The sequence below is a fragment of the Sphingobacterium sp. UDSM-2020 genome, from assembly GCF_016132525.1.
Taxonomy (GTDB): Bacteria; Bacteroidota; Bacteroidia; order Sphingobacteriales; family Sphingobacteriaceae; genus Sphingobacterium; species Sphingobacterium anhuiense.
Map to the genome: position 1 here is coordinate 5,268,633 of NZ_CP066166.1, position 20,363 is coordinate 5,288,995.

Below are 20,363 nucleotides of genomic sequence, written 5' to 3' on the forward strand. Positions count from 1 at the left end.
GTGGCTATCCTCATATATTTACAGCACAACAAGCAATTATAATTTCAAAAGAAGATCTTCGGCACACCGCGGTATTTCGACTAGAAGTTTAAATCCTGTCCTAAAAACGTTGAGCCACGAAGTCAACATTAAGAGTTAATACTTCGCCACTTTTTATACTTAATTTTAACTTTATTGAATTTAAAAGAAAATTTCAGCTACAACAGCATCTTAAAAAAATAGCAAAAGTCATGGTTTAGTAACATTCTCGTTCTATTCTAAAATTTCCCGTGTTAAAGAATAATAAAACAAAAAAAACGCGTTATATTACTACCATTAACTTAATAAATAAAAGAATGCAAACACGTAGAAACTTCCTTCACAACACCGCTAAAGCAACCTTGGCTGTCGCAGTATCGGGCAGTGTTTTAACTAATTTAGCCCAAGCTGAACCTGCACGTAATCAAGCCGCTCCTCTTTCTTTTAGTCAAATCAAACTTCCTTATACTTATTCCGACCTCGAACCCAATATTGATGCCTTAACAATGGAAATCCATTACACGAAGCATCATACTGCATATATTAAAGCGATCAATGAGGCGATAGTTGCAGAAAATATTACTGAAACTTCTGAAGAGCAGTTGTTGGCAAATATTTCTAAATATTCTGCTAAAGCACGCAATAACGCTGGCGGGGCTTGGAATCATAATTTTTTCTGGGAAAACCTATCTGGAAAACAAACGGGTCCTTCTGAAAAAGTGATGCAATTGATCATCTCATCTTTTGGATCAATGGACAAATTTAAAGAACAGTTTGCGGCTGCGGCGACTTCAAGATTTGGTTCAGGCTGGGCCTGGTTAATCTTGGACGATTCAGGTAAGCTAAAAATAACATCAACCGCTAATCAAGACAATCCATTAATGGATGTGGTCGATCAAAGAGGTATTCCTGTTTTAGCATTAGATGTATGGGAACATGCCTACTATTTACATTATCAAAATAAGAGGGCAGATTACATCAAAAACTGGTGGAATGTAGTGAATTGGAATAAAGTACACGAAAGACTTGCATAATATATAAAATGAAAATGTCTTCCAAATTGGAAGACATTTCTTTATAGACTGAAAATTTATAGGATAAAATAGGGATAGATTATCCTAAAATCTCTTTCAATTTATTCAGTTGAAAATCAGCTAATTTTTGAAGAGGTCCTGAAGCGATCATTTTCATCATCATATTCAAGTCAGCTTCAATCGTAAATGTTGCCACTGTTACGTTAGCCGAAACTGTTGACAAAGTCCATTTTAATGTAACATCAAAAGGAGCCTTTTCAGATGGAACTAGTTTTATTTCTTGATCTTCTATCCTTTCGTCTACTTTCAGGGCCAACTTAGCCATATTCTGAATTGTAAAACGTGCCTCATCGGCAGTTGACGACCAATTATAAATATTCTCAGGCATCAATTGCTCATGATTATTTAAGTCTTTCAAAAAAGCATAAACCTCCTGAACCGACTTTTCAATTGTTACATTGTTCTGAATAGTTGTCATAAAAATTCCTTTTTATAAATTAGACAATTGGTGACCAGGTTGAAGGATTTTTTCTCCAATCTTTTAATAACTCAACATCTTCTTCAAAAATAAAACCATTTTCTGCAGCCACTTGAATGAGTGAATTGTAATCACAAAGACTATGTAAAGTACATTTTGCATCAGCAAAATTCTTTGTTGCTTCATCCAGACCATATGTGAAAATAGACACTAGACCTACCACATTACATCCTGCCTCACGTAAAGCTTTTACCGCAATTAAACTACTTTTACCCGTTGAAACTAAATCTTCAACAACAACAACACGTTGACCGCTAACAATCTCACCTTCAATCATATTTTGACGACCGTGATCTTTAGCACTGCTTCTCACATAAGAAAATGGTAAGCCCAAATCTTGAGCAACTAGTACACCTTGTGGAATACCTGCAGTAGCTACACCAGAAATCATATCCACTGATCCAAATTCTTCTTGAATCAACTTTGAAAGCTTCTGACGAATATACGTACGGATTGCTGGATACGATAAAGTAATACGATTATCACAATAAATTGGAGACTTCCAACCCGATGCCCAAGTAAAAGGGTTTTTAGGTTGCAATTTTATTGCTTTAATTTGCAATAAGGATTCGGCAACTTTTTGTTCAACCTCATTTAAATTATTCATGTCGCAAATTTATAAAATTTATATGAACCAATCTGTGCTAATTTTGGCAGATTTTGTTCCCACGGGTATTAAAAACCCTCAAACTATTGATGTTCAAGATATTGAACTTGAAAAACTTTTTAAATTATCTGAACAAAATGACATTCCTAAATCATTTTTATATATTCATAAAGACTGTGAATTGATTTTCCATAAATTAAAGGAAAAGAATAAAATCATAAAAGCGGCCGGAGGCTTAGTGAAAAATGGCGATGGCGACTATTTATTCATCTTTAGATTAGGCAAATGGGACCTTCCGAAAGGGAAAGTAGAAAGTCATGAAAAGATGAAAGAAGCTGCTGTACGGGAAGTGGAAGAGGAATGTGGCATAAAAATAGATTACCTCGGAAAGAAAATACAGACATCATACCATACTTATTATTTGAGAAATGGTGATTTTATCCTGAAACAAACCAATTGGTATGAAATGGGTGTTAATAAAATCCCTAAACTCATACCTCAAACTGAAGAGGATATTACCAAAGCGGAATGGTTAGATAAACATAGTCTGAAGCAGGTAAAACAAAATACCTATCCGATCATCGCAAATATTTTAGAGGAAAACTTGTAATTATTAAATTTGATTGACATTAAACTGGACTTGAATCAGTAATTTTAAAACATGGAAAATATAGCTGGGAAAAAAGCACTCGTCACTGGTGGTGCTCGTGGATTAGGAAAAGCAACTGCTATCGCACTAGCGAAAGAAGGTGTTCATGTCGCTATCACAGGTCGTAACGAAGAACTTCTGAAAACTACGGTAAAGGAATTACAGGATATAGGCGTACAAGCTACTTATGAAGTTTTTGATGTTTCAGATTTAGCAGCTGTGCAGGAAGCAATAGCAAAATTGAATGCTTCATTTGGTCAGTTTGACATTATCATCAACAATGCAGGAATTGCAGCCTTTGGATCTTTATTGGATATGGATGCCGAAACTTGGACAAATATTATTAACACAAACGTATTGGGTAGTTACCACGTAACAAAAGCAGTACTTCCACAGTTGATTGAAAAAAATGAAGGTGACATTATTTTTGTTTCTTCTACCGCAGGGCTGAATGGAGCCGCAACGACTTCTGCTTATAGTGCATCTAAATTTGCCGTAATCGGTATGGCCGATTCGTTAATGCGCGAGGTCCGTAAATATAATATTCGCGTTTGCACGCTAATGCCAAGCACAATTGCTTCGGATATGTCCAAAGATCTCGGATTAACAGATGGAAATCCAGAATCAGTATTGCAACCTGAGGATTTTGCAGAATTGATTATTGCAAACTTAAAATTACCAAGAAGAGCGATGTTAAAATCTGCTTCGCTTTGGTCAACAAATCCATAATATAATTTAAAAGGAGCATCATGCTCCTTTTTTATTTCATTTAAATCATTTTATATGAGCATTCTATTTTCAAGCCTTAGCCTAAAAAACATAAGTTTAAAAAACAGACTAGTCGTTTCTCCGATGTGCCAATATTCGGCTGTAGATGGTTTTGCCAATAACTGGCACCTTGTTCATTTGGGACAGTTTGCAATGGGAGGCGCCGCCGCCATTATTCAGGAAGCAACAGCTGTTTCGCCCGAAGGAAGAATCAGTGCCGGAGATCTAGGGATTTGGAAAGATGAACAAATCGAAAAATTAAAAGAAATAACGACATTCATAAAAGAACAAAATTCAATACCTGGCATACAGTTAGCACATGCTGGACGCAAAGCAAGTTCAGGCAAACCTTGGGAAAATCATTATCAAATTGCACCGGATGCTGAAAATGGATGGCAAACAGTTGCACCTTCTGCTCTGGCATTCAGACCCGAGAAGGACATAGCCCCTCATGCCATGACCTTAGATGATATCAAAAAAACAATTACTGATTTTCAGCTAGCTACGAAAAGAGCTGTCACCGCTGGCTATGATATTATTGAAATTCATGCCGCTCACGGATATCTAATCCATCAGTTTCTATCTCCCCTATCGAATGACAGAACTGATCAATATGGTGGTTCTCTAGACAACAGAATGCGATTTTTAAAAGAAATCATTGAGACCGTTCAGCATGAACTTACAACACAATCGTTATGGGTCCGTATTTCTGCGACAGACTGGGCTACTGATGGCTGGGATCTGGAACAGTCTATTACTCTTGCCCAAGAATTGAAACAATTAGGTGTTGAAGTAATTGATGTTTCTACTGGTGGAACAGTTGCACATCAAAAAATTAGTCCTGCAAAAGATTACCAACTGCCTTTTGCTGCGGCAATAAAGAAAGAAACAGATCTTATCACAGCAACTGTTGGGCTTATCAAAGAAGCGTCGCACGCTGAACAAATCTTACAAGATAAAAAGGCAGACATCATCATGATAGCGCGTGCTTTTCTAAAAAATCCACATCTTCCACTCTATTTTGCAGAAACTTTAGGTGATCACATCGAATGGACCAATCAATACGCCCGTGCTAAATAATCTGGTATGAAATTAAATTTACAACAAGTACATCATATTGCTATTATTTGTAGCGATTATGAAAAATCCAAAAAGTTTTACACCGAGTTACTCGGATTTACCATTATACAGGAAGTGTATCGTGAAAACAGAAACTCGTACAAATTAGATTTAGCCTTAAATGGCAATTATATCATTGAGCTATTTTCATTTCCAAATCCTCCCAAACGACCTTCAAGACCTGAGGCCGTAGGGCTGAGACATCTTGCTTTTGCGGTACAGGACATCTCCAAAGAAGTCCAACTATTACAGCAGTCTGATATTTCAGTAGAGCCCATCCGGGTTGATGAACTTACAAATAAAAAATTTACATTTTTTGAAGATCCCGATGGATTACCCATTGAGCTTTATGAAATTTGATTTCAATAGCGCTAGCTGTACTTTAGTCCAACATTTTTTTATTTCATTCCGGAACTTGCTTAGTCCTATTTAATCAATTTCAAGTATAAAATAATTCTTGAAGGTAGCGCAGATATCGATAAATTTGTTTTATATTATGATACAATTAAATAAAACAAATTTATCTTAGTTTAGCTAAAAAATGCTTAGTATTTATTTATTCTGAGGATCCAGCCATGAAGTACAAACAAATAAACAATAACTCCATTAACCAAATCATGTTGATTACGATCATACTTTTGATCTGTATATTAATATTTACAAATTTATCATACTATCTACCGGGCTTTTTAGGAGCAATAACACTTTATATATTATTTAGAAATATTTACCATACCCTCACTGAAAAGAAAAAGTGGGGTAAATCTATTTCAAGTATATTCCTGATCAGTCTTTCTGTGATCTTTATTGTGTTTCCATTATGGGGATTGATTAACTACCTAATTCCCCAGTTAGAACAGCTTATTGTTAATCAAAAAGACCTATTGTCTAAATTTGATTCTGTAAAAGACTATATGCACAATAAGCCTGTATTAAAAAACATAGATTTATCCGATGCCGCAATTCTTAATTCTCTTCAAAAATTAGCAAAATACATACCCAATGTTTTAAATTCTGTTGCGGAAACTGTCGTCAATATCATCGTCGCTTTATTTGTACTTTATTTTATGCAATATTATAGCAAAGAGATGGAATCTACGATTCAGCATGCTATTCCTTTTTCGCAACAAAGTAAAAAGGAACTCTGGAACGAAATAAGCATGATGGTACGTTCAAATGCTATCGGTATTCCAATTCTTGGCATATGTCAGGGCGTTGTTGCCGGTATTGGCTATTGGATTTTTGGAGTTGACAGCCCTATTTTATTAGGAATAATAACGGCCGTTTCCACGATTATCCCGGTCTTGGGCACGATGACTGTTTACGTACCTACCGCAATTTATCTGTTAGCTATTGGCTCGACAGGAAATGCCATTGGTCTGGCTTTATATGGATTTATATTAATTGGTGGTATTGACAATGTACTTCGTTTTACGATATTGCGTAAACTTGGCGATGTACCGCCACTGATTACAGTATTTGGCGTATTACTGGGGTTAAATCTTTTTGGTATGCTAGGGCTTATTTTTGGACCATTGATCATCTCATCAGTTCGTGTATTATTAAAAGTATACAACAATGAATATGGAAAGGGAAAACCTGAAATCATAGAATCAACCTCCTTCACAAATTATGACAATGATAATAATATCATTACTTAACATCGTATGATTATACAGTACAGTGTCATTAATCAGCTTTTTTAAGGTTTAAATTCAATATTTTTTATAGTTTTGATAGATAATTGATACCCATTACCATGAATAAAAAATTAATATTAGGCATAACAGGAGTTGTCACAGCGTCCCTGTTATTCTCTTGCAATTCAAATACTAAAACGCAAGAAGCGGCAAAAACAGAAGCACATGATGAGCATGATGGTCACGACCATAGTGGGCATGATCATAGTGCACATACGGAAGCTCCTGCAGCTATGCAAAAAGAAGCTGCAAAAACACTTCCTGACTTCACTTTTTACCAATTAAGATCGGGTATTAAAGTTTCAAAATCAGATGTTTCCAAAGATAAAAACACAGTTTTTATACTTTTTGATCCAGGATGTAGCCACTGTCAACAAGAAGCAACTGCTTTAGAAAAAAACAGAGAGCGCTTGAAAGATGTTAACATCTACTATGTTTCAATGAATGATCCTGCTTTAATATTAGGCTTCTTTGACAATTTCGCTCCAAAATTATCAAAAATGGAGAATGTTGAAGTTTTAGTAGACAAAGGCCAAGAGTTTATTCAAAAAATACATGTTCCTGAGCAATTCCCTGCAAATTATGTTTACGGTGCCGACGGTCAATTAAAAGCACAATGGGAAGGTGATAAAAATATAAATGAAGCTATAGCTGAATTTCATAAATAACAATCAGTTATGCATATTGCAATCAATGGGTTTGGACGTATTGGCCGTAATACACTGCGCAATATTTTCATTAGGGATGCTGAACATCTAGAAGTCATTGCGATCAATGATCTAACAGATACAAAGACATTAGCACATCTATTCAAGTATGACTCTGTGCACGGTCCATTTTCTGGAACGGTTGACTTTGATGACAATCATCTCATCATCAATAACAAGCGTATTTTAGTCACGAATGAAAAGAATCCCGAAAATCTGCCCTGGAATACGCTTGACATTGATGTCGTTGTCGAGTCAACGGGTCATTTTACCAGTAAAGAGAAAGCAAATTTACATTTGATAGCGGGAGCAAAAAAAGTAATCATTTCTGCCCCCTCTTCAGATAAAGATATACCAACAATCGTATTAGGCATTAACGACAAGGATTTTGACTTAAATGTCCCTATTCTTTCTAATGCTTCTTGTACAACGAATAATGTTGCTCCTTTGGTCAAAATTTTAGATGAAAACTGGGGAATCAAAGACGGTTATATCACGACGGTACATTCCATGACAGGTGATCAGAATCTGCATGATGCTCCCCACCGTGATCTTCGCCGCGCACGTGCTGCGTCATCTTCCATTATTCCAACTACAACTGGTGCTGCCAAGGCAATTACCAATGTTTTTACTCATTTAGAGGGTAAACTAGGTGGTGCCGGTATCCGTGTTCCTGTTTTAAACGGTTCGTTAACAGATTTTACCTGTACATTAACACATCAACCAACAGTAGCAGAGATCAATGCAAAATTTAAAGAAGCTGCAGAAGGTGAATTGAAAAATGTACTTTACTATACAGAAGATCCAATTGTATCTGTTGACATCATCAACAATCCATATTCTTGTGTCTTTGATTCAGAACTTACCTCAATTGTAGGAGGTCTGGTAAAAGTTGTTGGCTGGTATGATAATGAGTTTGGATACTCAAATCGACTTGTTGATCTTCTTGATAAGATCAGTAAGCTATAAAAGACGAAATCACATGCTATTCAAGATAAAAAGGGCCTCCATGGAGGCCCTTTTAACATAAACTATAAGCAAACTAAACATTTTAAAATTTATACGTCAATGTTGTCATGAAACTTCTTGGAGGAATTGGATTCACACTGTAGTTTTCATGGATATAATAATTGAAAGCATTATTAACATTAGACATTTTAGCTAAAATGCTCCATTTTTTATATGTATAACCAGCAGAAATATCTACTGTTGTGAATGGGCTAACAGTAATTAAACGGTCAACACCATCTCTCACATTGATTTTTGTATTATTCCAACCGGCATTTCTTCTTCCAGTGTAAAATGCAGAAACCCCAAATTTCAGACCTTTAGCACCACCATTTTGCAAAGTATAGAAAATAGTTCCATTGGCTGTATGTGCTGTTGTTCCCACCAGACGCACATCTTCCTCATTACCAGAAACCTCCGTAACTTTAGAACTACCGTTGACAACAGTCGTGATCTTTGTGATCGGACTTGTCTCCGTATAGCGCATGTAGTTGTACGAGTATCCGGCCAAGATATCTAGTCCTGGTAAGATAGAACCAGTTACATCTACTTCAACACCATCTGAAGATGTTTTTCCAGAAAACTCCTTCATATTTGTATCTCCATTATCAGTGCCATCAGGTTTCACCAATAATTGCTGAGCAAAGCGATTGTTATTGATTCTGTAAACCGATGCATTCAGGGTTAAACGACCATTGAAGAAATCATTTTTAACACCTGCTTCGTACTGATCAATCGTTGAAGGCCCCATTGGCTTATAATCAACATCATAACCTGCGTTTGATGTGAAGTTATTCGCATAAGTTACATAAACACTAGAGCTCTTAATCGGTTGATAAATCAAACCAAATTTTGGCGACCATGCCTGATCAACTTTAGCACCCAGTTCATTTTTGTTTGCATCTAGGTTCTTTACTTCCTCTGTTTCACCAGTTGCATAGGTGTATTTATCTGCATATGGTGTTCTTTGGTAAGTATAACGTAAACCCGCTAATACTTTGAATTTTTCCGAAACTTCAATTAAATCTTGAAAAAATACACCATAACGGTAAATATTAGTCGTTGTTCTGGTCAAATACTCTGCACCAGGCATATCTGTGCGCAAACCTTTGCCAGAAGGTAAATGAACCGCCGTTTCACTCGGATTAAAGACATAAATAGAATCATAAACATTGACTTTTAATGCCCCTTGCTTATCATAATAATTAATACCGTCTATAAAGTATGCATATGCTTTTGTATTAGACTGATCAGCATCAGCTCCGATTAAGATCTTATGCTTGATAGCACCTGTTTTAACAGTTCCGGTTAAATTCAACTGCTGATTGAAAGTAAGTTCATCCGATTTTGAACGCGTCAAATTACGTGGTGCGATACCTTGTGCATTTGCTTGAACCCTATCCGATCCGTAGTAATCACGTCCATAACTTTGATAACTCGCAATTGCATTCAACTTCCAGTTATCATTAAACTGATGATTTAAGTTGATCTGCCCATTTGTGGTATTGGTTTTATTATATGCCCACAAGGTATTCATAAAAGTATTACGACCAACATCCTGATTCAATTTACCGTCTACCGATCCAATACCAAAATCTGGTGTGTAATCGCTTTTTAGGTAATCAAACATAAAGTTGATATCCGTACGGTCATTGATCTTATATAAAATAGAAGGATTGACATACAATCTTTTTGAGTCGACATGATCTCTAAAACTTCCAGATTTTTCATAAGTACTGATTACACGGAAAGCAACCTTATCTGAAATAGGCCCGTACACATCAACCGTTGGTTTGTAAAAATCATAACTTCCCACACGGAATGAAGCTTCACCTCCATATTCAAATTTAGGTTTCTTAGTTACTAAATTAACGACAGCACCCCCAGTTACACCACCATATAATAATGCGGCACTACCTTTCAATATTTCTACCGACTCTAATGTACTCGCTTCAATAGATCCACCGTTATTGGTACGTGCACCATTTTTGAAAATATTATTCGCACCAAGGCTGTATCCACGTGCATAAAAATTTTCATTTACACCACCTCTATTTGCGCCCATAGCAATACCATTGGCATTTTTCAAGGCATCACTCAATCGATTAACCTGTTGATCCCGGATCACCTGCTCATTAATGATCTGAACGCTTTGCGGTAAGTCTTTATCTATAATTCCGGCTTTTCCAACATTGACAGTCTGATTATTATGCGAGTTATATCCTCGGACATCTACCACATCCAATTTCGAATCACGGCTTTCTCCAACCAAATAAATAGGCTGAGAAGAACCGTTCACTACTTTTATCCTCTCTTCGTCTATAACATTACCTAAACTTTTAACAATTATGGTATAAGTTCCATCTGGTAAAGTTGAAAATGAAAACGATCCATTCCGATCTGTTGCAGTAGAAGTCCCCAATTCTTTAACTGTAACTGTAGCTGCTTCGATTGGAGCACCAGATTTGCTTTTTAGTTTCCCATGAATTCCATGATGTTGTGCAACCCCCTCAAGTTGTACCCCTCCAACTAATCCTAAGCTTAAAACTAAGCCGAGAAATGACTTTTTCATATGTGTATGAATAATTAGATTAATTTTATTTTGGATGCAAACTTACAATCTTTTTTTGATTCTATTTAGATTTATTTTAAATAAAAAGAGTTAATTTACAAATAAGTATAACAAGCTAAAACAGCATTTTAAATTATAAAAAAGTAGTTTAAACTATATTTTATAGCTATTATTAATAAAATCAGCTTTACTTTATATCGGTATCCATTTATTATTCCAAACCACTGAAAACCGAATAAATCAGCATAAAAATTGCATAAAAATGCAAGACAATATCATGATTCTTATTAATTATTTATACCTTTCCAATACTAATCCTTAAATCATGAAAAAGTACGTTCCTCTTCTTTTAATTTATTTGTTTCTGATAAGTCCAATAACGTGGGCACAAACCAACAATTTAGACAAAAAAATTACTGATATCATGGCTCAATATGAAGCTATTGGACTGTCGGTAGCTGTTATTAAAAATAACGAGTTGTTTTTCAATAAATCTTACGGATTGAAAAACAGAGAACAAGCACAACCTTTGGATCAGGATGACCTATTCAGAATTGCCTCTATATCAAAGTCCTTTTCAGCAACAGCTATTATGCAGTTAATAGAGCAAAAGAAATGTCATCTCGATGATGACTTTGGTGATCTAATAGGTTTTAAAGTTCAAAATCCAAAGTTTCCGAATAAGAAGATTACACTCAGAATGGTTCTCTCCCATACTTCCAGTATTAATGATAAAAATGGATATTTTGATCTTGATGTCATCAATCCATCAAAGTCAGATCAATATGCCTCTTCTTACAGCCCAAACGAACCTGGCACGACCTACGATTATTGCAACCTCAACTTTAATATGGTTGGCGCTGTGATTGAGCGCCTTTCAGGACAACGTTTTGACCAATATATTAAAGAACATATTTTAGATCCGCTGCAGTTGTATGCAGGATATTGCGTGGACTCTCTAGATCAAAACAAATTTGTAACCTTATATGAATACGATTCTGCTAAGCATGAGTTTTTTCCACAGCCCAGCGCTTATAATCCAAGATCGCTGGAAATAAAAAATTATACACTAGGGCATTCCACTCCTATTTTCTCACCTACGGGCGGGATGAAGATCTCAGCAGTCGATCTCGCTAAATACATGGGTATGTATATGAACTATGGTACAGGATTAAATGGAAAACAGATCATTAAGAAACGGAATTCTAAAATTATGCAGACGCCCATTACTGCTGAAGAAGGATATGGGCTAGCTTTAAGATCCATCAACACATTGATCCCTAACAAAGTATTAATTGGACATACAGGCTCCGCATATGGTCTCTACAGTGCTATGTTTTTCGATCCTAAAGAAAAATTCGGAATTGTTGTGATAACAAATGGTTGCCGTATACCTGAAAACGTAGACTTTAACCCACTATTAAAAGATTGCATACAGCTCATTTATAAAGAAATGATACAGCAATAACCACTATATTATCATATTATTAAGGTTTATTTTTTCCAAAACAAAACTAGTATATTCGTGTAAATAGTAAAAAGAGAATATCATGCAACTTTATACAATTGAAACGCAGAACTTCAAATTAGATGGAGGTGCCATGTTCGGTGTGGTTCCAAAATCCATATGGCACAAAACAAATCCTGCCGATGCAAATAATATGTGCACCTGGACCAATCGCCTATTACTTATAGAAGATGGCGCAAAATTAATTCTTATCGATACTGGACTCGGAGACAAACAGTCTGAGAAATTTTTTGGACATTATTATATACACGGAGACAACTCCATTGACAAGTCTTTAGCAAAATATGGATTTAATAGAGAAGACATCACCGATGTTATTTTAACACACTTGCATTTTGACCACTGTGGGGGTGCTATAGTCCGCGAAGGTGAAAAACTGAGGCCTTCTTTTACAAAGGCGAATTACTGGAGTAATGCCGAACATTGGAACTGGGCCACAAATCCAAATCCAAGAGAAAAAGCTTCTTTTCTAGAAGAAAATATAAAACCGATACAAGAAAGCGGACAACTCAAGTTTGTCGAAAAAGAAAAAAATCCGTTTGGACCAGATATCCAAATCAGATATGCCCATGGACATACAGAGTCAATGATGTTGCCCCAGATCAAATATAAAGACAAAACAATTCTTTATATGGCAGATTTACTTCCTTCTGTGGGACATATACCCCTTCCGTATGTGATGGGTTACGATGTAAGACCATTGACAACCATGGAAGAAAGGAAAAATTATTGGGAAGAGATTGTCGATCAAGAATATATACTTTTCTTAGAGCATGACGCCGTGAATGCTTGCTGTACCTTACAGCATACAGAAAAAGGAATACGGCTCAAAGACAGTTTTCAACTTTCTGATATTTAAACAAAAATGGGATGATTTTTAGATCATCCCATTTTTACTTTATTAGAATTTAAATCCAAGGACCCAATAGTTCTCGAAAAACCATATGGATTGACTTGCTTTATCTATATTATTTCTACCCGTTGTACGAATATTATTCAGGTCTGTCCAACCTGTTTTAAAACTCGTTTGAAGATATAATCCTCTAAAAAAATGATACTGCAAACCTACTTTTGCAGCAGCACCGTAGCCGGCAATGTTCCAATAGTTATTCTCTCCAACTCCAAACAGACGAACATCAGTTCTAGGAACCAATAAACCTAGTTCGGCACCTGTTTCCATCGACAAGTAAGACTTTCCGGTTCTGGAAACCCAGATATCATCATGTCTTTCTAAAGCGACAGAGGCAAAATTATAACCATCGGTATGCTCAAATTGCAATACCGAATCAACCAAAGTAACCTGTTCCCCATTATAGGTTCCAGCCATGCCATATGTTGGGATACCTGGTTCAGAGATCTCAGGACTAATATGTCCTTTAATTCTTACCGTCTGCGGAATATCAACAACATATTTCATGTGATCCCAACCTAGCGAAATCGAATAATTATCTTTTATAAAATAACCGAAGTGGAAATTAAACTGCGGAATCGAGATCGTTGCCGGGTTAATATAGGTCATAGACAGTTTAGTCGGTCTATCTGCCGCTTTTACATCCATTAATGTAAAATCATATCCGGTTCCTTTAAAACGGATATCACTCTTACCATAAGATGAAAAATTATAACCCCAGTGAAAATAAAACTTTCCCTTATTACTTTCTGTACGGGAATATTTCGGATTGAAAATACTCTTAGCAATTGGTTTTGCAGGAGATTCATTACTATTATCTTGCGCAAATAAAGAAGAAGCAGATAAAGTTAGCGCACTTAAGGCTAATAAAAATTTATTCATATTGTTGTCAAAAAAAACCCGGCACAAAAGTACCGGGTTATGCGTTGATAAGCAAATAAAATTATTTTGCTTGGTTTTTACGTATAATGTTCAAAGCACCACCTTCTTTAAACCACTCAATTTGTTGAGCGTTGTAAGTATGGTTAGCTAAGATCTGATCTTCCGTTCCATCTGCATGGTGAAGTACTAACGTTAGCGGTTGCCCTGGAGTAAATGTTGTCAATCCTAAGATGTCGATTGTATCGTCTTCTTGGATTTTATCGTAATCTTCTTTATTAGCAAAAGTTAAACCTAACATACCTTGTTTTTTCAAGTTTGTCTCGTGGATACGAGCAAAAGATTTAACCAACACTGCACGAACACCTAAATGACGAGGCTCCATGGCAGCATGCTCACGTGAAGAACCTTCACCATAGTTTTCATCACCAACAACGATAGATCCGATACCGGCAGCCTTATAAGCACGTTGCGTTGCAGGAACTGGTCCGTACTCACCTGTCAATTGATTTTTAACGGAATCTGTTTTCTCATTAAAGTAATTAACAGCACCAATCAACATATTGTTCGAGATGTTATCCAAGTGACCTCTGTATTTCAACCAAGGACCAGCCATAGAAATATGGTCAGTTGTACATTTACCTTTAGCTTTGATCAATAATTTCAAACCTTTCAAGTCTGTACCTTCCCAAGCCGCAAAAGGCTCTAATAATTGCAGACGATCAGAATTTGGATCCACATCAATCTTAACCGATGAACCATCCGCCGCAGGAGCTTGATAACCTGCATCCTCTACAGCAAAACCTTTTGAAGGTAATTCATCACCTGTAGGCGGGTCTAATTTAACCTGCTCACCCCTAGCATTTGTCAAGGTGTCTGTCAATGGATTGAAACCTAAATCACCCGAAATGGCAATTGCAGCAACGATTTCCGGTGAAGCTACAAAAGCAAATGTATTTGGGTTACCATCGGCACGTTTAGCAAAGTTACGGTTGAACGAGTGAACAATCGTATTTTTCTCTTGTTTTTCAGCACCAACACGGTCCCACATACCAATACATGGACCACAAGCATTTGTAAAGATCGTCGCATTCAGATCTTCGAAAGTTTTTAATAAACCATCACGAGCAGCAGTATAACGAACTTGCTCAGAACCCGGATTGATACCAAATTCTGCCTTCGTTACTAAACCTTTATCAACCGCTTGTTTAGCGATAGAAGCAGCACGTGACAAATCCTCATAAGAAGAGTTTGTACATGAACCGATCAATCCCCATTCTACTGTTGTAGGCCAGCCATTTTTAGCCGCTTCTTCACGCATGCGTGAAACTGGAGTATATAAATCTGGTGTAAAAGGACCGTTTAAAGAAGGTTCTAATTCAGATAAATTAATTTCAATAACTTGATCAAAATATAGCTCAGGATTTGCGTAAACCTCAGGATCCGCAGTTAAATGTTCTTTAACAGCATTCGCTGCATCCGCAACATCCGCACGGTCAGTTGCACGTAAATAACGTTCCATTGACTCATCATAACCGAAAGTAGATGTCGTAGCACCAATTTCAGCCCCCATGTTACAGATGGTACCTTTACCCGTACAAGACATAGATTGAGCCCCTTCACCGAAGTATTCTACAACAGCACCAGTACCGCCTTTAACGGTTAAGATACCTGCAACCTTCAAGATAACATCTTTAGGAGACGTCCATCCGCTTAGCTTACCTGTTAATTTAACACCGATCAATTTCGGGAATTTCAGTTCCCAAGGTAAACCAGCCATCACGTCACATGCATCAGCACCACCGACACCGATAGCCAACATACCCAAACCACCAGCATTAACAGTATGTGAATCTGTACCGATCATCATACCACCAGGGAAAGCATAGTTCTCCAAGACAACTTGGTGAATAATACCTGCTCCAGGCTTCCAGAATCCGATACCATACTTATTTGCAACAGAACCCAAGAAATTAAAAACCTCTTTTGATTCTGTATTTGCTCTTTGTAAATCCACTTGAGCTCCTTCTTTTGCCTGAATCAAGTGATCACAGTGCACAGTCGAAGGAACAGCCGCTTGAGGACGACCTGCTTGCATAAATTGCAATAAAGCCATTTGTGCAGTCGCATCTTGCATCGCTACACGGTCTGGAGCGAAGTCTACATAAGATACACCTCTATCGTATGTTTCAGTTGCATTACCATCCCATAAGTGAGTATATAAAATTTTCTCAGATAGGGTTAAAGGTTTATTAACCAGATTACGAGCAGCGTTTACACGCTCCTCATAACGGCTATAGACCTTTTTAATCATTTCTATATCAAAAGCCATATATTTCTAATTTATGATATTAATTTAGTTAATTACCAAAACTTCAATATTAGTTTTTTCTACTTTGTCGAGATAGGCGCAAACTTAGTTAAGTTGATACCTTCGACAGCAGCTTTGTACTCTTCAACGTTTGGAATTCTACCTAAGATAGCAGAAAGCACAACCACTGGAGTAGATGCTAATAAAGATTCTCCTTTTTTACCGTCTCTATCTTCAACAACACGACCTTGGAAAAGACGGGTTGAAGTAGCCATTACCGTATCACCTTTTGCCGCTTTTTCTTGGTTACCCATACAAAGGTTACAACCTGGACGCTCTAAATACATGATATTTTCGTACTCTGTACGTGCAGTACTTTTTGGCAAAGCATCACTGAATTCAAAACCCGAATATTTCTGTAAGTATTCCCAATCTCCTTCTGCTTTCAATTCATCAATGATGTTGTAAGTAGGCGCAGCGACAACTAAAGGTGCATTAAATTTAACAACACCAAGTTGTTTCTCCACATTCTTAAGCATTTGAGAAACGATTTTTAAATCGTCTTTATGTACCATACAAGAACCTACGAAACCTAAGTCTACTTTTTTGTCACCGCCGTAATAAGAAAGTTCTCTAATTGCGTCATGTGTATAACGTTTTGAAACGTCAACATTGTTAACATCAGGATCGGCAATCATCGGCTCATCAATAATATCAAGATCGATCACGACTTCAGCATAATATTTAGCATTTGCATCTGGAGATAAAGCTGGTTTTTCACCTGTTCTAATTTCCTCGATACGTTTATTAGCTTTATCGATCAATCCCTGTAATACTTGATTTTTATTCTCCATACCCTTATTGATCATGATCTGGATACGGCTCTTAGCGATTTCTAAAGACTGAATTAACGTTTCATCTTGGGAGATACAGATCGAAGCTTTTGCTTTCATCTCTGCAGTCCAGTCTGTAAAAGTAAAGGCCTGATCGGCAAGAAGTGTACCGATATGTACCTCGATAATTCTACCTTGGAACACATTCTCTCCACCAAATTGCTGTAACATTTGAGATTGTGTCGCATGAACCACATCACGGAAATCCATGTGCTGTTTCATACTGCCTTTGAAAGTTACTTTAACGGATTCAGGAATCGGCATAGACGCCTCACCCGTAGCTAATGCTAAGGCAACAGTTCCAGAGTCAGCTCCAAAAGCAACACCTTTAGACATACGTGTATGAGAATCGCCACCAATAATAATCGCCCACTCATCAATCGTAATATCGTTTAATACCTTGTGAATAACGTCAGTCATGGCATGGTATTCTCCTTTAGGATCACGTGCAGTGATTAATCCGAAGTCGTTCATAAACTTCATCAACTTAGGAATGTTAGCTTGCGCTTTCTTATCCCATACAGATGCTGTGTGACATCCTGATTGATACGCACCGTCAACTGTAGGAGAAATAACTTTAGCAGCCATGGCCTCTAACTCTTGAGCGGTCATTAAACCTGTTGTATCTTGAGATCCTACGATATTCACTTTAACACGAACATCAGAACCAGCATGTAACACTTTTCCTGGAGTTGAACCAACAGCATTTTTATTGAAGATTTTTTCAACAGCCGTTAAGCCCTGATTTTCAATAGAAATTTCTTTTGCAGGAGCAAAAACAGTCGGAATTGAAATCCCTAAAACTCCAGCTGCAAACGTTTGGATCTTTTTACCAAATACAATTGCATATGAGCCACCTGCTCTTATAAACTCTCTTTTTTGAGGAGTAAGCGCTTTAGAGATGTCGATCAATTCCTGATCTCCATTATATAATTTTTCAGTCTTCGTGTTGATTGTAAGAACTGTTCCTGTAGCAACAGAATAAACTTCTTCTAAAACAGGTTCATTATTTTCATTACGGACAACTTGACCATTTTCGTCTACTTTTTTCTTCCAGTTCTGAAGATCAATTCCAATACCACCGGTAACATCTACCGTTGTCAGAAAGATTGGAGAAATACCATTCGTACCACCAACAATTGGAGCAATATTTACAAATGGGATATAAGGACTTGCTTGTTTACCTGTCCATAACGCCACATTGTTTACACCTGACATCCTTGAAGATCCCACTCCCATTGTACCTTTTTCAGCAATAAGCATAACGCTTGCGTCTGGATATTGTACCTGTAAAGCTTTGATTTCTTGCTGCGCTTCTGGAGTGATCATACATTTTCCATGTAGCTCACGATCAGAACGCGAGTGCGCCTGGTTACCTGGAGACAGTAAATCCGTAGAGATATCACCTTCACCTGCAATATAAGTTACAACTTTTATTTCTTCTGGTAACTCTGGAAGTTTCGTGAAAAATTCAGCTTGGGCATAGCTTTCAAGAATCTCTTTCGCAATTGCATTACCGCTGTTAAATGCTTCTCTTAGACGCTCTGTATCGGCATCATAAAGGAAAACCTGTGTTTTAAGAACTTCAGCAGCTTGCTTAGCAATAGCTGCATCATTACCTAACGCCAAATCCAGAAGTACTTCAATAGAAGGACCGCCTTTCATATGAGATAACAACTCAAATGCGTAAGTAGGTGTAATTTCTGCAACAGTCTCTTGACCAAGAATAATTTCTTTTAAGAACTTTGCTTTTACACCAGCCGCACTAGTCGTACCAGATAAAGTGTTGTAAATAAATAACTTCAGAGACTCGACTCTATTTTCGTTATTCAAATCTTTAATTTGAGCAATAACTTCACTTAGTAATTCTGCTCCGTCAATTGGTTTAGGATTTAAACCTTCACCTTTTCGTTCTACAACCTCTTGTACGTAATCGTTGTAAATACTCATAGTATATAAATCTTTTATATGTTTAAAGGCAATACAAAAAATATCAAATATTATCTCCTGATACTACCACACGTTTAATAATTAAGCTAAAAAAACATCAGTAATGCACTGCAAGCCGGTGCTTAAATTTAACTCTACAATTCTTTCATTTTGACGATCTGTTTTCATTTAAAAAAACTTCTCATCTCGTACTACAAAAATACTAAAAATCAACGGTTAATACGTACCAATAAGACTTATTGCTTTAATTTGGAAATATTCTAAACAACATTTATTTTAAAATAAAATATCGAAACAACATGCTAAAATACAGACACTTGACTATTTAAATTTAAAATATTTAGGGTAAGAAATTAGTAAATTTTGACGCTAAGATTAAATATAATGTGGAAATAACCCACAAAAAAAGGGAAATCATATCCGATCTCCCTTTATAGCCAATATATTAGTTTAACTAAATATTTTTCAATTGAATATCAACAGCTTTCAAATCAGCTATTGACTGTGTTGGATTTGCTGCTGCAAACACAGAACTTCCCGCTACCAACACATCTGCGCCAGCTTGTAAAAGAGCGCCTGCATTACCTACTCCGACACCTCCATCGATTTCAATCAATAATCCATCATTCACACCTGCTGCCATAGCGCGCAATTGTTTTACTTTACTGTAGGTGTTTTGAATAAATTTCTGCCCGCCAAAACCTGGATTTACAGACATTAAACACACTAAATCTAAATCTGCAATCACATCTTCCAATAAAGAAACTGGTGTATGCGGATTCAAAGCGACCCCAGCTTTACAACCTAATTCCTTAATCGCTGCTAACGTACGATGTAAATGTGTACAAGCCTCATAATGCACGGTAATAACAGCAGCTCCAGAATCTTTACATAACTGTAAATAACGATCAGGATCTACAATCATTAAATGTACATCTAAAGGTTTTGTAGCATGTTTAGCGATTGCCTGCATTACTGGAAAACCAAAAGAAATATTTGGCACAAACACGCCATCCATAATATCAATATGAAACCAATCGGCTTCACTATTGTTTACCATTATAATATCATCGTACAATTTAGCGAAATCCGCTGCCAAAACTGAAGGTGCAATAAGATGCTTTTTACTTGACATGAGTCTTTGATTTGTTTTTGCAAAGATAATTAAGTCT

The 20,363-nt window shown here is 36.6% G+C and carries 17 protein-coding genes; 10 read left to right on the forward strand and 7 right to left on the reverse strand.

Features of this window, described 5'->3' with window-relative positions:
- Positions 1 to 335: 335 nt before the first annotated feature.
- A complete protein-coding gene (locus tag JAZ75_RS22215; protein WP_132842264.1) occupies positions 336 to 1,052 on the forward strand; it encodes a superoxide dismutase in 717 nt (238 codons plus the stop codon).
- Between the two features lie 79 nt (positions 1,053 to 1,131).
- Here JAZ75_RS22215 and JAZ75_RS22220 read toward each other — a convergent pair whose 3' ends face one another.
- Positions 1,132 to 1,530, reverse strand: coding sequence for an SRPBCC family protein (locus JAZ75_RS22220; RefSeq protein WP_208698620.1), 399 nt, complete (start codon positions 1,528 to 1,530; stop codon positions 1,132 to 1,134).
- 19 nt (positions 1,531 to 1,549) lie between these two features.
- Positions 1,550 to 2,197: an orotate phosphoribosyltransferase gene (gene pyrE, locus JAZ75_RS22225; RefSeq protein WP_021190349.1), complete on the reverse strand. Its 648-nt coding sequence runs from the start codon at positions 2,195 to 2,197 to the stop codon at positions 1,550 to 1,552.
- Here pyrE and JAZ75_RS22230 point away from each other — a divergent pair.
- The 7 genes from JAZ75_RS22230 (at position 2,196) to gap (ending at position 8,109) form a co-directional block, all read left to right on the forward strand.
- Positions 2,196 to 2,807: an NUDIX domain-containing protein gene (locus JAZ75_RS22230; RefSeq protein WP_021190350.1), complete on the forward strand. Its 612-nt coding sequence runs from the start codon at positions 2,196 to 2,198 to the stop codon at positions 2,805 to 2,807. The genes pyrE and JAZ75_RS22230 overlap by 2 nt on opposite strands.
- A gap of 51 nt (positions 2,808 to 2,858) precedes the next feature.
- Positions 2,859 to 3,575 (forward strand): 3-ketoacyl-ACP reductase, encoded by a 717-nt coding sequence (locus JAZ75_RS22235; RefSeq protein ID WP_208698622.1) that lies wholly within the window; start codon positions 2,859 to 2,861, stop codon positions 3,573 to 3,575.
- Positions 3,576 to 3,629: 54 nt separating this feature from the next.
- Positions 3,630 to 4,694: an NADH:flavin oxidoreductase/NADH oxidase gene (locus JAZ75_RS22240; protein WP_208698624.1), complete on the forward strand. Its 1,065-nt coding sequence runs from the start codon at positions 3,630 to 3,632 to the stop codon at positions 4,692 to 4,694.
- A gap of 6 nt (positions 4,695 to 4,700) precedes the next feature.
- A complete protein-coding gene (locus JAZ75_RS22245; RefSeq protein WP_208698626.1) occupies positions 4,701 to 5,093 on the forward strand; it encodes a VOC family protein in 393 nt (130 codons plus the stop codon).
- Between the two features lie 215 nt (positions 5,094 to 5,308).
- On the forward strand, positions 5,309 to 6,394 hold the full coding sequence (locus JAZ75_RS22250; RefSeq protein ID WP_132773075.1) for an AI-2E family transporter: 1,086 nt from the start codon (positions 5,309 to 5,311) through the stop codon (positions 6,392 to 6,394).
- 98 nt (positions 6,395 to 6,492) lie between these two features.
- On the forward strand, positions 6,493 to 7,101 hold the full coding sequence (locus JAZ75_RS22255) for a TlpA family protein disulfide reductase (protein ID WP_132842258.1): 609 nt from the start codon (positions 6,493 to 6,495) through the stop codon (positions 7,099 to 7,101).
- 9 nt (positions 7,102 to 7,110) lie between these two features.
- Entirely contained in the window at positions 7,111 to 8,109 is a 999-nt protein-coding gene (gene gap, locus JAZ75_RS22260) for a type I glyceraldehyde-3-phosphate dehydrogenase (RefSeq protein ID WP_021190354.1), read from the forward strand.
- Between the two features lie 82 nt (positions 8,110 to 8,191).
- On the opposite strand, the gene JAZ75_RS22265 is transcribed toward gap, so the two are convergent.
- A complete protein-coding gene (locus JAZ75_RS22265) occupies positions 8,192 to 10,720 on the reverse strand; it encodes a TonB-dependent receptor (RefSeq protein ID WP_208698628.1) in 2,529 nt (842 codons plus the stop codon).
- Between the two features lie 325 nt (positions 10,721 to 11,045).
- Between JAZ75_RS22265 and JAZ75_RS22270 the strand changes: the two genes are divergently transcribed.
- Together JAZ75_RS22270 and JAZ75_RS22275 are read left to right on the forward strand one after the other, a co-directional pair.
- The gene (locus tag JAZ75_RS22270) at positions 11,046 to 12,188 is read left to right on the forward strand and encodes a serine hydrolase domain-containing protein (RefSeq protein WP_208698630.1); all 1,143 of its coding nucleotides are present in this window, start codon (positions 11,046 to 11,048) and stop codon (positions 12,186 to 12,188) included.
- Positions 12,189 to 12,270: 82 nt separating this feature from the next.
- Complete coding sequence (locus tag JAZ75_RS22275) at positions 12,271 to 13,107, forward strand: MBL fold metallo-hydrolase (RefSeq protein ID WP_132773083.1); 837 nt, start codon at positions 12,271 to 12,273, stop codon at positions 13,105 to 13,107.
- 42 nt (positions 13,108 to 13,149) lie between these two features.
- Here JAZ75_RS22275 and JAZ75_RS22280 read toward each other — a convergent pair whose 3' ends face one another.
- From JAZ75_RS22280 to rpe, 4 genes are all read right to left on the reverse strand, one after another.
- The gene (locus JAZ75_RS22280) at positions 13,150 to 14,040 is read right to left on the reverse strand and encodes a hypothetical protein (RefSeq protein WP_208698632.1); all 891 of its coding nucleotides are present in this window, start codon (positions 14,038 to 14,040) and stop codon (positions 13,150 to 13,152) included.
- A 61-nt stretch (positions 14,041 to 14,101) separates the two neighbouring features.
- A complete protein-coding gene (locus tag JAZ75_RS22285) occupies positions 14,102 to 16,369 on the reverse strand; it encodes an aconitate hydratase (protein WP_208698634.1) in 2,268 nt (755 codons plus the stop codon).
- A gap of 59 nt (positions 16,370 to 16,428) precedes the next feature.
- On the reverse strand, positions 16,429 to 19,191 hold the full coding sequence (locus JAZ75_RS22290; RefSeq protein ID WP_132842248.1) for a bifunctional aconitate hydratase 2/2-methylisocitrate dehydratase: 2,763 nt from the start codon (positions 19,189 to 19,191) through the stop codon (positions 16,429 to 16,431).
- 454 nt (positions 19,192 to 19,645) lie between these two features.
- Positions 19,646 to 20,326 (reverse strand): ribulose-phosphate 3-epimerase, encoded by a 681-nt coding sequence (gene rpe, locus JAZ75_RS22295; protein WP_208698636.1) that lies wholly within the window; start codon positions 20,324 to 20,326, stop codon positions 19,646 to 19,648.
- Positions 20,327 to 20,363: the final 37 nt, after the last annotated feature.